Source organism: Pseudomonas juntendi (assembly GCF_009932375.1).
Taxonomy (GTDB): Bacteria; Pseudomonadota; Gammaproteobacteria; order Pseudomonadales; family Pseudomonadaceae; genus Aquipseudomonas; species Aquipseudomonas juntendi.
Map to the genome: position 1 here is coordinate 1 of NZ_BLJG01000186.1, position 13,070 is coordinate 13,070.

The window sequence follows — 13,070 nt, forward strand, 5'->3', positions numbered from 1 at the left end:
AGATGCAGCTGGCGGGTACGGCCGCGCAGGTCCACGTTCATCGCACTGGCGCTGTCCAGGCTCAAGGTCGTGCCATCGGCCAGGCGCGTGCTGCGCCGCTCGCCCACATCGGTGTGCAGCTCGCTGGCCAGGCGCTGCATCCACGGCCAGTAAAGGTAGGTAGCGGCGGCCAGGCCCAAGAGAAAGAACAGCGCCACCCATTTGCCCAGGTGACTGCGGCGCTCGCTTGGCGGCCGTGGGCGAGGGCGGGCGGGTGAGGGCTGCACCTGCTGCCAGAAACGCTCCAGCTCGGCATAGGCCTGGGCGTTTTCAGCGGCTTGGCACCAGGCCGCGAAGGCCTGGCGCTGGGCGTCGTCACAGTTGGGGTGGCGCAGCGCCGAGAACCACTCGAGCGCTTCCTGCTCGGGGTCGGGTTGCAGCTGTTTGGCGGGCATCGGGCTCATGGGTACGGTCTGCTCGCGGGTGGGGCCAGTGGGCCCAACGATGACAGGGGAAGTAGACAGGGATGCTAATTATATCGAGAACCATTTTCAAGAACGTCACGACGGAGGGAAAAAAAGGTAGCTAAGTATCTATTTGTTTCCCGATAATCGGATCCCAAACCTGAGGACGGAGATTTAGGCAAATGGCCACCAGTAGCGCCTCCACCGCATCCAGCCAGGCACCGGCCAACCAGGCCACGCCGCTGGTGATGCGTATCATCGGTTTCTGCGCGCTGGCGCACCTGATCAACGACCTGATCCAGTCGGTACTGCCGGCGATCTACCCGATGCTCAAGGCCAATTACAACCTGAGCTTCGCCCAGATCGGCATGATCACACTGACGTTCCAGATCACCGCCTCGCTGTTGCAGCCCTGGGTCGGCTTTTTCACCGACCGTCGGCCGGCACCGAACCTGCTGCCGCTGGGCACCTTGTGCACCCTGGTGGGGATCGTGATGCTGGCCTTCGTCGGCAGCTTCCCGATGATCCTGCTGGCGTCTGCACTGGTGGGCATCGGTTCCTCCACGTTCCACCCCGAAACTTCGCGTATCGCGCGGCTGGCCTCCGGCGGGCGCTTCGGCCTGGCCCAGTCAACTTTCCAGGTGGGGGGCAACACCGGTTCGGCGCTGGGCCCGTTGCTGGCGGCGGCCATCGTCATTCCGTTCGGCCAGACCCACGTCGCCTGGTTCGGCCTGGCGGCGTTGTTCTTCCTTGGCGTAACCCTGATGCTGCGTGGCTGGTACAAGGAACACCTCAACCAGGCCAAAGCACGCAAGGCGGTGCAGGCCACCCATGGCATCTCCCGCCAGCGGGTGATCGTGGCGCTGATCGTGTTGGGCTTTCTGGTGTTCTCCAAGTACTTCTACATGGCCAGTTTCACCAGCTACTTCACCTTCTACCTGATCGAGAAATTCGCGGTATCGGTAGCCAGCTCGCAGTTGCACCTGTTCCTGTTCCTTGGGGCCGTGGCGGCGGGGACCTTCTTCGGTGGGCCGATCGGTGACCGTATCGGGCGCAAGGCGGTGATCTGGTTCTCGATCCTTGGCGTGACCCCGTTCACCCTGGCGCTGCCCTATGCCGATCTGTTCTGGACCACGGTACTGAGCGTGGTGATCGGCTTCATTCTGGCTTCGGCGTTTTCCGCCATCGTGGTGTATGCGCAGGAGCTCGTGCCGGGCAGCGTGGGCATGATTGCCGGCATCTTCTTCGGCCTGATGTTCGGCTTTGGCGGCATCGGTGCGGCACTGCTGGGGTACGTCGCAGACTTGCGGGGCATCGAATACGTCTACGGCGTCTGTTCGTTCCTGCCGCTGTTCGGATTGCTGGCGGTGTTCCTGCCCAATACCGGCAAGCGCTGATTTCGTCGGGGCCGCTGCATGCGGCGGCCCCTGCCGATTGACGGCCGGACTGTCCTTGGCCTAGAGTGCCGCCACTTTCCCCTCCCACCTGCGTAGTAGCCAAGCAATGCGCCGTACCCCGTCACTGCCCAGCGCCCGCCAGCCTGCCCTTCAGGGCTTGCGCCATGCGTGGCCGAGCGACACGGTACTCAAGCGCCGTCGCAGCGTGCTGTTTGCCTTCACCTTCTCGCCACACTTCGCCTGACCTGATCTGCGCGTTCGCGCCGCTGGCCACTTTGGCCTGCGCGCCTGTGTCTGCACGTTTTTCCGGTTTGCAAGGAGTGGTACATGAACATGCGTTTGCTGGCGGGCCTGTTGTTCGCCGTTTCGGTCGTGGGTTTCAGCCTGGGGGCGAGCCTGCCCCTGGTTTCGTTGCGCCTGCATGAAGCAGGGGCGGGCACCCTGGAAATCGGCATCATCTCGGCTATTCCTGCTGCCGGCATGATGCTTTCTGCATTCCTGGTCGATGCCTGCTGCCGCCACCTCACCCGGCGCACCATCTACCTGCTGTGTTTCAGCCTGTGCACACTCAGCATCGCCCTGCTCGAAGCGGCCTTTGGCTCGCTGTGGCTACTGGCGCTGCTGCGCCTTGGCCTGGGGCTGGGCATGGGTATCGCCATCATCCTGGGCGAGTCGTGGGTCAACGAACTGTGCCCGGAGCACAACCGCGGCAAGATCATGGCCCTGTATGCCACCAGCTTTACCGGCTTCCAGGTGCTCGGCCCGGCCATGCTGGCAGTACTGGGGGCGGACAGCCCATGGATCACTGGCGTGGTCACCGTTGGCTATGGCCTGGCCTTGCTGTGCATCGTGCTGACGGTGCCCAATGACCATGTGGCGCACGAAGAAGGCGAGAAAAGCTTTGGCCTGGCGGGGTTCTTCCGGGTGGCGCCGGCGTTGTGCATGGCGGTGCTGTTCTTCTCGTTCTTCGACGCCGTGGTGCTGTCGTTGCTGCCGGTATACGCCAGCAGCCATGGCTTCGCCGTGGGTGTGGCGGCGTTGATGGTGACGGTGGTGTTTGCCGGCGACATGTTGTTCCAGCTGCCGCTTGGCTGGCTGGCCGATCGGGTCGAGCGCACCGGGCTGCACCTGGTGTGCGGGCTGGTGGCGATGTCGATCGGTATAGGTTTGCCCTGGTTGCTGGACCTGACGTGGCTGTTGTGGCCGTTGCTGGTGGTGCTGGGGGCGGTGGCCGGGGGGATCTATACCTTGGCGTTGGTGCTGATCGGCCAGCGCTTCAAGGGCCAGGACCTGGTCACCGCCAATGCCAGCGTGGGCCTGCTGTGGGGCGTAGGCAGCCTGGTAGGGCCGTTGGTCAGTGGCGCGGCGATGGGCGTGGCGCCGCATGGCCTGCCAATGGCGCTGGCGCTGATGGCCGGGCTGTTCGTGTGCTTTGCCCGGCAGTCGTTTCGGGCTGCGGGCCGCCTGCGCGCGTTGGCGGACTGACGGCTTCGGGGTTGCTTCGGTCATGAATGGCCGCGTTGCGGCCCATCGCGATACAAGGCCGCGCCCGCACGCGTCAGGCGGCTGCGATGCTGACCCAATACCGGGTATGGTACTCGACCCGCACCGGCAGGCTACGGCTGAGCAGGTGCAGGATGGCGCCGGTGTCGCTCAACTGAAAGGTGCCAGACACCACCAGGCTGGCCACTTCCGGCGCACAGCGCAGCAGGCCCGGGCGATAACGGCCCAGTTCGGCGACAAACTCGCCAAGCGGCATCTGCTGCACGCTGAGTACGCCTTCAGTCCAGCCCCACGGGTCACTGTGCAACGTTACGGCCTGGACACGGCCGTCGCGCCACACCTGCAAGGTCTCGCCCGGCTGTACTTGCCTGCGCAGTGCCGAGGCGGGGAACAGCGTGACCTGGCCACGGCGCACCGCCAGCAGCAGGCCCTGGCGGTTTTCACGCAGCAGCAACTGGCCGTCCAGGGTGACCAGCCGCCCAACCGGCGTTTCGATCAGGAACGGCCGGTGGTCGTTGGCGTTGCTCTCCAGGCTCACTTCACCGCGTAGCAGCGCCAGCTGGCGCTGTTCAACGCTGTAGTCCAGGTCGATGGCGCTGGCAGTGTTCAACTGGATACGGCTGCCGTCGCGCCCCTGCACCTGGCGACGCTCGCCGACGGCGGTGCTGTTGTCGGCCAGCAGCTCAGGTAAACCCAGTGGTTCACGCGCCGCCAGGCCCAGGCTGCCGCCGACGGCCAGCAGCGCCAGCAGCTTGAGGTGGTTGCGTCGGCTGCCACGCTGCTGCTGGCTGCCTTCCAGGGTGCGCCGGCTCAGGTCCTTGGGCAGCCCTGCCAGTTCGTCGCTGAGCAGGCTCACGCGCTGCCAGGCCAGTGGGTGATGCGGGTGGCTGGCCAGCCATTGCTCAAACTGTTGCCGGGTACGCGGGCAGGGGCTGTCGAAGCGCAGCTTCACCAGCCAGTCGATGGCCTGGTCAACCTGGGCTTGGGTGGGGGTGGCATCAGGCATCGGCATAGCGCAACCGGTAGCAGACACCCAGGGCGCTGGCCAGGTCGCGCTCGATGGTCGCGCGCGACACGTGCAGCTGCCGGGCGATCTGGACAATGCTCAAACCGTCCAGCTGGGCCAGCAGGAAGGCCTGGCGCGCCCGCGGTTTGAGCTGATGCAGGGCGCGGTCCAGGCGCGCCAGGGCATCGAGGATGAGTAACCGGGCCTCTTCGCTGGGCACTTCGGTTTCTGGCACCTGGGCCAGGGTCTGCTGGTAGGCCCGCTCCAGTGCGCGTCGGCGGAACTGGTCGATCATCAAGCCGCGGGCAATGCTGCTCAGGTAGGCGCGCGGTTCTTTCAACGGCGATGCCTGGCGCGCGCGCAATACCCGCACAAAGGTATCCTGGGCCAGATCGGCCGCATGTTCACTGCACCCCACGCGGCTGCGCAGCCAGCCACGCAGCCAGGCATGGTGGGACTGGTAGAGCAGAGCGACCTCGGCCGGTTTGAGCGTGTCGTTGATCTGCATCGTTGCCAAGGCCGGTCCCATGAGGTGTGCGAATGTGAACAGTTCTCAATTCTATGCGCGGAGGATGGCGCGGGGCAATGGTGGGCCAGGAATTAGCCGCGCAAGAACCGGCGTTCCCCCGATGAACGGCTGCGCTAAGCTGCACCTGCACTCGACTTGATGGAGCCGCCATGATTCTGGCCGACCTTTCCCCTGCGGCTTACCGCCAAGCCGGCGAATACCTGGCGGCGCTCGACCCTGACTGGGCGCGGCATGTCGCCGCGACCGGGCCATGCCTGCACCAGGCCACCCCTGGCCGCGAACCTTACGAGGCGCTGGTGCGCGCGATTGCCTACCAGCAGCTGCATGCCCGGGCGGCTGAGGCTATCCTGGGCCGGTTGCTGGCGTTGTTCCCGCAGCATGCGTTTCCGCCGCCCGAGCAGTTACTGGCCGCAAGCCCGCAAACCCTGCGCGCCTGCGGTTTTTCGGCGAGCAAGCTGGCGACTATCCAGGGCATTGCCCAAGCCAGGCTGGACGGCCTGGTGCCGACCCGCGAAGCAGCACTGGCCATGAGTGACGACGCTCTGATCGAACGCCTGGTAGCGCTGCGCGGGGTAGGGCGGTGGACGGTGGAAATGCTGCTGATCTATAGCCTGGAGCGGTCGGATATCCTGCCCGTCGACGATTTTGGCGTGCGCGAGGGGTATCGCCGCCTCAAGGGCCTGGACAAGGCGCCGACCCCGGCGCAGATGCGTTCGCTGGGCGGCGCCTGGCGGCCATACCGAACCGTGGCGGCCTGGTACCTGTGGCGCGCCTGAGGTTTTTACACCGCCAAGGCCGGAGCCGGCCGCACGAGTCTGGAAGCATACCCAATGACCGCCTACACCACCCCCGACCAACGCTGGCAAGCCGTCGAAGCCCGCGACCCCGCTGCGGTCGGGCACTTCGTCTATGCCGTGCGCACCACCGGCATCTATTGCCACCCGAACTGCAAGTCGCGGCTGGCCAAGCGCGGCAACGTCGAGTTCTTCAATACCCCTGCGTTAGCCGAGGCCGCTGGCTATCGTGCGTGCAAGCGCTGCACCGCTGGCGCCAAGCCCAGTGCGGCGCGCCATAGCCAGCTAGTCATCCGCGCCTGCCGCCTGATCGAAGCCAGCGACCCCAGCCCCAGCCTCGACCAGCTCGCTGCGCAACTGGCCGTCAGCCCGTACCACCTGCACCGGCTGTTCAAAGCCGAAACCGGCGTTACCCCCAAGGCCTACGCCAGCGCTTTTCGCGCCCGGCGCCTGCGCGCACACCTGGAAGATGCTCGGTGCTCGGTCACCGATGCCATCTACGACGCCGGCTACACCTCCAACAGCCACTTCTATGCCAGCGCCGACCAGCGCCTGGGCATGCGCCCCCGGCAGTACCGCGCCGGGGGCGCAGGGGCCACCATTCATTTTGCCCTCGGCCAGTGCTACTTGGGCGCCATCCTGGTGGCCCAAAGCGACAAAGGCATTTGCGCGATTCTGCTGGGCGACGACCCTGAAACCCTGCTGCATGAACTTCAGGATCAGTTCCCCAAGGCCCGGTTGATCGGCGGTGACCGCGGTTATGAGCAACTGGTTGCCGAGGTGGTGGGGTTCGTCGAGGCCCCGGCGCTGGGCCTCGGCCTGCCGCTGGATGTACAAGGCACAGCGTTCCAGGAGCGCGTGTGGCAAGCCCTGCGCGAGGTGCCGGCTGGCAGCCGCATCAGCTACAGCGACCTTGCCGAACGCATTGGCGCGCCCAAGGCGGTGCGGGCGGTAGCCCTGGCGTGTGCGGCCAATCGCATCGCCGTGGCCATCCCCTGCCACCGCGTGGTGCGCCGCGATGGCGACATCAGCGGCTACCGTTGGGGCGTGGCGCGCAAGCAGCAACTGCTGACGCGAGAAACGGCACTCTCCTGATGCCTTGAAGCCGCGTAGAATCCCCCGCCAAATCGGATTGTAAAGAGGAATATTCGATGAGGCGTCTGAGCCTTGTTCGTTTTTGCCCTGGCCTGATGGCCATGCTGGCGCTGCTGCTGGTGCTCACCGGCCCGGTCGCGGCGGCCCCCGCCACGCCGTTGTCCAACCCGGCCAACGCCGCAGCCCCGGCAGTGGATGAAAACGCCAGTATCGAGCAGTTGAGCGATAGCCTGGACCAGATTCGCCAAGGCGTCAGCAGTAACGCCAACGACGACCTGCTGTCGCAGTTGCGGCTGGCGGCCATGCAGGTTCAGCGCCAGGCTGATGCCTTGAGTGCGCAGCGCACCACCGATGTGGAAAAGCTCGACGACAAGCTCAAGGTGGTTGGCCCGGCCCAGCCTGACGAGCCTGCGGCCCTGACCCAGCAGCGCAAGGCCCTGGAGGCCGAGAAAAAGGCCCTGGTCGCCCAGCAGGACCAGGCCACCAAGCTGACTCAGTCGGCCCGCGACCTGTCCACGCAAATCGTCAACTTGCGCCGCAGCCAGTTCAACTCGCAGATCACCAGCCGCGCCGCCTCGCCGTTGAGCCCGGCATTCTGGCAGAGCATCATCCGCCCCACCCAGGATGACGTGGCGCGCCTGCGCGACCTGCGGGGCGAAGCAGCCGTTGCCATTGGCAGCGCGTTCAGCCCCGAACACCGCTGGCCGTTCATGGCCAGCCTGGTAGCGGCCATCCTGGTCTGGACCTTGGTACGCCTGTGGATAGAGCGGCTATTGGCCCGTGCCATGGTCCGCTGGTTGCCCGAAGGCCGGCTGCGCCGCAGTGCCCTGGCGCTGGGGGTCAGCCTGGCAACCCTGGGCACCATCGCCGGCTCGGTTTCCCTGCTGCGCTGGGGGTTGGAGAGCAATGCCGAACTGGGCAGCGATATCGCCAGCCTGGTCAACCACATCCTGGCGCTGGTGGTGTTCAGCGCGTTCATCGCGGGCCTGGGCCGTGCCATGCTGATGCTGCAGCGCCCGTCCTGGCGCCTGCCGGCCATTCACGACGAAGTGGCCAGCGCGCTGGGCTGGTTCCCCAAGGTGCTGGCCCTGGCACTGATGGTCATGATGACCATGGAGCGCATCAACACCGTGATCGGTGCCAGCCTGGCGCTGACCGTGGCGGTGAACGGCCTGACCGCGCTGGTAGTGGCGATGATCTTCGCTGGCGCGTTGCAGCGCTACCGCCGCACCCTGCGCAAGCATGAGCTGGAACGCCCCACCGGCCTGGGCGGGTTGATCCCGTTCGTGATGGTCATCTGGCTGGGGTTGATCATGCTGGCCATGGTGACCGGGTACTTGACCCTTGCCTACTTCCTTACGGCCAAGTTGCTGTGGGTCAGCCTGGTGATCACGTGCGCCTACCTGTTGACCAGCTTCTTCGGCGACCTGTGCGAAACCCTGCTGTCGCCACGCCAGCCCGGCGGCCTGGCACTGGCGTCGACCCTGGGGCTGGCGCCACGTCACCAGGCCCAGGCCAGCACCATCCTGGCCGGTATCGGCCGCACCGTAGTGCTGTTCCTGGCGCTGCTGCTGGCGTTGATGCCATCGGGCACCAGCCCCAGCGAACTGCTGCTCAGCTTGGGCGACTGGGACGGTACCGGTGGCAAATTGCTGGGCAACCTGAACATCGTGCCGCAGGACATTCTGCTGGCGATGGCGATTCTGCTCGGCGGCTTGTTCGCCATCCGGGTGGTCAAGCGCTGGCTCAGCGAACGGCTGTTGCCGGAAACCGACATGGATGCCGGCATGCGCGCCTCGCTGGTCACCCTGGTGGGCTACCTCGGATTCATTTTCCTGGCCATGCTGGTGATGTCGACCCTGCGCATCAACCTCACCAGCCTGACCTGGGTGGTCAGTGCCTTGTCGGTCGGTATCGGTTTTGGCCTGCAGCAGATCGTGCAGAACTTCATCTCGGGCCTGATCCTGCTCACCGAACGCCCGGTGAAGGTCGGCGATTGGGTCAGCCTGGCCGGCGTCGAGGGCGACATTCGCCGCATCAACGTGCGCGCTACCGAAATCCAGATGTCCGACCGCTCCACGGTGATCGTACCCAACTCGCAGTTCATCTCGCAGAACGTGCGCAACGTGACCATGGGCAACGCCCTGGGGGTGGTCGGCATCACCTTGACCCTGCCGCTGGATACGGATGCCAACCGTGTACGTGAGTTGCTGCTGGCGGCCTACCATGAACACGAGGCAATTCTGGATGCGCCCGCCAGCTCGGTGTCGTTCAAGGACCTGACCAGCAATGGCATGGTGATCGCGGTCAGTGGCTATGTGGCCGGGCCGCGCCAGGTGTCGGGTACCCGCAGTGACCTGCTGTTCACCATCCTTGGGCGGCTGCGTGACGAGGGTATCGCCTTGTCTTCGCCGCAGAGCATGGTGCTGGTACAGGAAGCTGCGCGTCCGGCTGACGAAGCGCCGTGATGCGTTTCATGCCAGTGGCACGCGACTAGATGAATGGCAGAAGCTGTCGAAAGGGGCCGCTAAACGGCCCCGCACAGTCACCCCAGGCACTGTGTCACATGCTTGACCGACTGGTAGCCCGACAAGCCCCAAGGTCCCAGCTCACGGCCTATACCGCTGCCCTTGGTGCCACCCCATGAGGTCTCGACGAACACCGCCTGCACCGAGTTGATCCACACATGGCCCACCTCCAGCGCATCGGCCACCCGCTCGGCGCGCGCCAGGTCTGTGGTGCACACTGTCGCCACCAGGCCGAAGCGGCTGTCGTTGGCCTCGGCAATCGCCTGCTGTTCGCTGGCGAAGCGCCGTGCGCACAATACCGGACCAAAGATTTCTTCGTTCCACAGGCGGCTGTCTTCAGGCACATCGGCATACAGGGTAGGGCTGACGAACCAGCCGCCACGGTCCAGCACTTTGCCACCGACCAGGCACTGCAAGCCTTCCTCCCGCGCCGTGGCAAAGTAGCCGGCCACTTTCAGCCACTGGGCCTGGCTGGTCAGTGGGCCCATGTCGGCTTCTTCGCTCAGCGGGCTGCCCACCCGCAGGTTTTCCAGCGCTGCCTGCAAGCGCGGCAGCAGGGCATCGGCAATGCCGTCCTGTACCAGCAGGCGTGATGTGGCCGAGCACATCTGGCCCGCATTCCAGCAGATGCCGGCAACGATCCATTGCACCGCCGCGTCGACGTCGCAGTCATCGAACACCAGGATCGCCGACTTGCCGCCCAACTCCAGCGTGACCGGCCGGCATTGCGCCGCTGCGCTGCGCATCACCTGGCTGCCAACGTTATTGCTGCCTGTGAACGACAGTTTGTCCAGGCCTGTGTGGTTGCTCAGCGCGGCACCCGTCTCGGCTTTGCCATTGACGATATTCAGCACCCCGGCCGGCAGGCCCAGGGTGTCGGCGATCTGGCCGTAGGCGAGTTCGCACAGCGGGGTCACTTCCGAGGGCTTGAGCACCACGGTGCAGCCAGCGGCCAGGGCCGGGGCAAGCTTCCAGGCGCTGGTCACCAGTGGGAAGTTCCAGGGTACGATCAGGCCGACCACGCCCACCGGCTCCAGGCGGGTGCGGGCGGTGAAGCCGGGTGCAGCCAGCGGTACGTCGCGGTTTTGCCCAGGCAGTTGTTCAGCCAGTTCGGCGTAATAGCCGAAGGTCGCGATGGCGTCGTCCAGGTCGACTTCTGCCTCGTGGCGCGGCTTGCCGTTGTTGCGCATCTGCAGGGCGACCAGCGCTTCGCGGCGTTGCCCAAGCTGTTCGGCGAAGCCGCGCAGATACGCTGCGCGCTCACTGGCGCTGGTGCATTTCCAGGCGGGCAGGGCTGCACGTGCGGCGGCCACGGCCTGGTCGACCTGCTCGGCACTGGCAGCCATCAGTTCGGCAAACGGTTGGCCCAGTGCAGGGTCGTTGACGCTGATGCAGTCGCTGCCCTGGCCGTCGACCCAGCGGCCGGCAATGTAGTGGGAAGTGGTCATGGTGGTTTCCAGTCAGGCCATTTCGGCAGTGGTTACAGGCGTGTGCGCAGCCTGTTTGCAACGCACCCAGCGTGGGCCCTGCGGGCTATACACGCCGGCAGGTTCGGGGAACAGGTTGAGCAGCAGCAGGTACAGCACCCCGGCCAACCCCAGGGTGACCGGCAGGCTCAGGTCAATGCCACCGGCCAGGTCGCCCAACGGTCCGACGAATTGCCCCGGCAGGTTCACGAAGCACAGGCCGACCACTGCGCTGGGGACCCAAGCGCCCATGCCGCGCCAGTTCCAGCCGTGCAGGAACCAGTAGTGGCCACCCCGCTGGCCGCGGGTGAATACCTGCAGGTCATCGGCGTGGTAGAAACCACGGCGGGTGACCAGGCCGAGGATCATGATCACCATCCACGGGCTGGTGCAGGTGATGATCAGCACGGCGAAGGTCGACACGCTCTGCACCAGGTTGAAGGTAAAGCGGCCGATGAAAATGAAACCGATCGCCAGCACCCCGATCAGCAGCGTGGCGCCGGCACGGCTGAGCAGGCGCGGGAACACGCTGGACATGTCCAGGCCTGTGCCATACAACGCAGTGGTGCCGGTGGACATACCGCCGATCACCGCAATCAGGCACACCGGCAGGAAGAACCAGCTGGGGGCGACTGCCAGCAGCCCGCCGACATAGTTGTTGGCGGCAATGTAGTCCGGTGCCTGGGTAGCCACCAGGGTGGCGGTGCACAGGCCGAACAGGAATGGAATCAGCGTGGCACCCTGGGCCGCTATCACCGCCAGCATGATGCGCGCCTTGGGGGTTTCGCGTGGAATGTAGCGCGACCAGTCACCGAGGAAGGCGCCGAATGACACCGGGTTGCTCATGGCCAGGATCGCAGCGCCGACGAAAGCTGCCCAGAAGCCCGCCTGGCCTAGGTTGACGCTGCCGGCGTAGCCCGCGTCGAACGGCCCGGCAAAAGCAGCGATACCCAGCAGGAACAGCAGGCTCGACGCCCACACGGCAATCTTGTTGACCCACAGCATGAAGCGGAAGCCGAAGATACACACCACCAGCACCAGCACCGCGAACAGGCCGTAGGCCAGGCCCAGGGTCAGGTCGGTTTCCGGCAGGCCGACCAGGCGCTTGGCGCCGCCGACCAGGGCATCGCCCGAACTCCATACCGACAGCGAAAAGAATGCCACTGCCGTGAGCAGCGACAGGAACGAGCCGACGATGCGCCCGTGCACGCCGAAGTGTGCGCCCGAGGAGACCGCATTGTTGGTGCCGTTCAGCGCGCCGAACAGGCCCATCGGTGCCAGGATCAGCGCGCCAACGGCAACGCCGAGCACGATGGCCCACACCCCCGCCTGGAACGACAGCCCGAACAGCACCGGGAAACTGCCGAGCACGGCGGTGGCGAATGTATTGGCGCCGCCGAAGATCAGGCGGAACAGGTCCAGCGGGGAGGCGTCGCGTTGATCGGCGGGGATCTGTTCTACGCCGTTGGTCTCGATACCGGTCGAGTGGCTCATGGTACTGCTCCAGCGCGGTTGTTGTGGGCCGGCGCAGTGCGCAAGCCTTCTTGTGGGTGCGATGGCAGGGCGGCAGGGCCGCAAAAAGGTGATCAGGCCGGCGACACGGCCGACAGGTGTTCGTGGCAGGCCAGCCACTGGTCAGCGTGGCGGCGGAACACGATGGTCTCGCGCTCGTTCAGCTGGTGCTCGGCACCGCCGATGCGCAGATGCGTGGCCACATCATGCATGAAGATCGCCACGTCGCCTTGCAGGCTGACCTGGGCGTTGCTGGACGCGCAGGCGAGCACGGCAAACCCTTCGGCCTGCCACTGGGCCCAGACCTTCTCATAGGCCCGGCGTGACAGCAGGGGTTGCGCCAAGGTATGGAAAAGGAACGTGGCGTCTTCGCTGAAGCAGGCGAAGTAGCGGGCGGTGTCGTTGCTGGCGAAGGCGGCAACAAGGTCGGCGGCGGCTTGCCGTACCTGCAGGGTCTGGTCCACGGGGTGGCCTCACGGGTTTTTATGATTGTGGTGAAGCGATTCTGGTGGGGCTTGCCGGTGGGAAAAATCGCTGGCGACAAATAATCAGTTCAGGAATTTGTGAAGTGATGCGCTGGCAGCCCGGCGTTTGGCCATACCCGACTGGCGGAGCAGGTCGGAGCAATTGTCTTTCTCAAAATTCGCAAAGCCTGCGCGATTCATTGTGGGAGATTACGCAGCGCTACGGGCTGGGCTGTCGCGCAGAGAACTCAATTCGTAAGCGCGACGCGGCCTGTGTGGGAGCGGGCGTGCCCGCGAAGCAGGCGCCGCGGTGTCTGGCACCGGCTGCGCCGG

The 13,070-nt window shown here is 65.6% G+C and carries 12 protein-coding genes; 6 read left to right on the forward strand and 6 right to left on the reverse strand.

Annotated elements, in window-relative coordinates:
- A partial coding sequence (locus GYA94_RS20825; RefSeq protein ID WP_161893009.1) for a DUF4880 domain-containing protein occupies window positions 1-434 on the reverse strand: 434 nt, incomplete at its 3' end.
- 191 nt (window positions 435-625) lie between these two features.
- On the opposite strand from GYA94_RS20825, the gene GYA94_RS20830 reads away from it, so the two are divergent.
- From GYA94_RS20830 to GYA94_RS20835, 3 genes are all read left to right on the forward strand, one after another.
- Window positions 626-1,840 carry an MFS transporter gene (locus GYA94_RS20830; protein ID WP_161893004.1) on the forward strand — a complete coding sequence of 405 codons (1,215 nt, stop codon included), beginning with the start codon at window positions 626-628 and terminating at the stop codon, window positions 1,838-1,840.
- A gap of 106 nt (window positions 1,841-1,946) precedes the next feature.
- Complete coding sequence (locus tag GYA94_RS27725; RefSeq protein ID WP_165944152.1) at window positions 1,947-2,084, forward strand: hypothetical protein; 138 nt, start codon at window positions 1,947-1,949, stop codon at window positions 2,082-2,084.
- Window positions 2,085-2,167: 83 nt separating this feature from the next.
- Window positions 2,168-3,325 (forward strand): MFS transporter, encoded by a 1,158-nt coding sequence (locus GYA94_RS20835; protein WP_054903914.1) that lies wholly within the window; start codon window positions 2,168-2,170, stop codon window positions 3,323-3,325.
- 73 nt (window positions 3,326-3,398) lie between these two features.
- Here the strand turns inward: GYA94_RS20835 and GYA94_RS20840 are convergent, their stop codons facing one another.
- Both GYA94_RS20840 and GYA94_RS20845 read right to left on the reverse strand, forming a co-directional pair.
- The gene (locus tag GYA94_RS20840) at window positions 3,399-4,355 is read right to left on the reverse strand and encodes a FecR domain-containing protein (RefSeq protein ID WP_161893005.1); all 957 of its coding nucleotides are present in this window, start codon (window positions 4,353-4,355) and stop codon (window positions 3,399-3,401) included.
- Entirely contained in the window at window positions 4,342-4,857 is a 516-nt protein-coding gene (locus GYA94_RS20845) for a sigma-70 family RNA polymerase sigma factor (protein ID WP_161893010.1), read from the reverse strand. Before GYA94_RS20845 ends, GYA94_RS20840 begins: the two co-directional genes overlap by 14 nt.
- Before the next feature lie 170 nt (window positions 4,858-5,027).
- Here GYA94_RS20845 and GYA94_RS20850 point away from each other — a divergent pair, with 170 nt between their 5' ends.
- The 3 genes from GYA94_RS20850 to GYA94_RS20860 are packed head-to-tail and all read left to right on the forward strand — an operon-like array spanning window position 5,028 to window position 9,235.
- A complete protein-coding gene (locus tag GYA94_RS20850) occupies window positions 5,028-5,654 on the forward strand; it encodes a DNA-3-methyladenine glycosylase family protein (RefSeq protein ID WP_009686122.1) in 627 nt (208 codons plus the stop codon).
- A 54-nt stretch (window positions 5,655-5,708) separates the two neighbouring features.
- A complete protein-coding gene (ada, locus tag GYA94_RS20855) occupies window positions 5,709-6,767 on the forward strand; it encodes a bifunctional DNA-binding transcriptional regulator/O6-methylguanine-DNA methyltransferase Ada (protein WP_110679464.1) in 1,059 nt (352 codons plus the stop codon).
- Window positions 6,768-6,823: 56 nt separating this feature from the next.
- Complete coding sequence (locus tag GYA94_RS20860; protein ID WP_161893006.1) at window positions 6,824-9,235, forward strand: DUF3772 domain-containing protein; 2,412 nt, start codon at window positions 6,824-6,826, stop codon at window positions 9,233-9,235.
- A 77-nt stretch (window positions 9,236-9,312) separates the two neighbouring features.
- Here the strand turns inward: GYA94_RS20860 and GYA94_RS20865 are convergent, their stop codons facing one another.
- The 3 genes from GYA94_RS20865 to GYA94_RS20875 all read right to left on the reverse strand — a co-directional run bounded on the left by GYA94_RS20865 (window position 9,313) and on the right by GYA94_RS20875 (window position 12,737).
- The gene (locus GYA94_RS20865; protein ID WP_161893007.1) at window positions 9,313-10,743 is read right to left on the reverse strand and encodes an aldehyde dehydrogenase family protein; all 1,431 of its coding nucleotides are present in this window, start codon (window positions 10,741-10,743) and stop codon (window positions 9,313-9,315) included.
- A 12-nt stretch (window positions 10,744-10,755) separates the two neighbouring features.
- Window positions 10,756-12,255, reverse strand: coding sequence for a purine-cytosine permease family protein (locus GYA94_RS20870; protein ID WP_161893008.1), 1,500 nt, complete (start codon window positions 12,253-12,255; stop codon window positions 10,756-10,758).
- A gap of 92 nt (window positions 12,256-12,347) precedes the next feature.
- Complete coding sequence (locus GYA94_RS20875; protein ID WP_029887927.1) at window positions 12,348-12,737, reverse strand: YybH family protein; 390 nt, start codon at window positions 12,735-12,737, stop codon at window positions 12,348-12,350.
- Window positions 12,738-13,070: the final 333 nt, after the last annotated feature.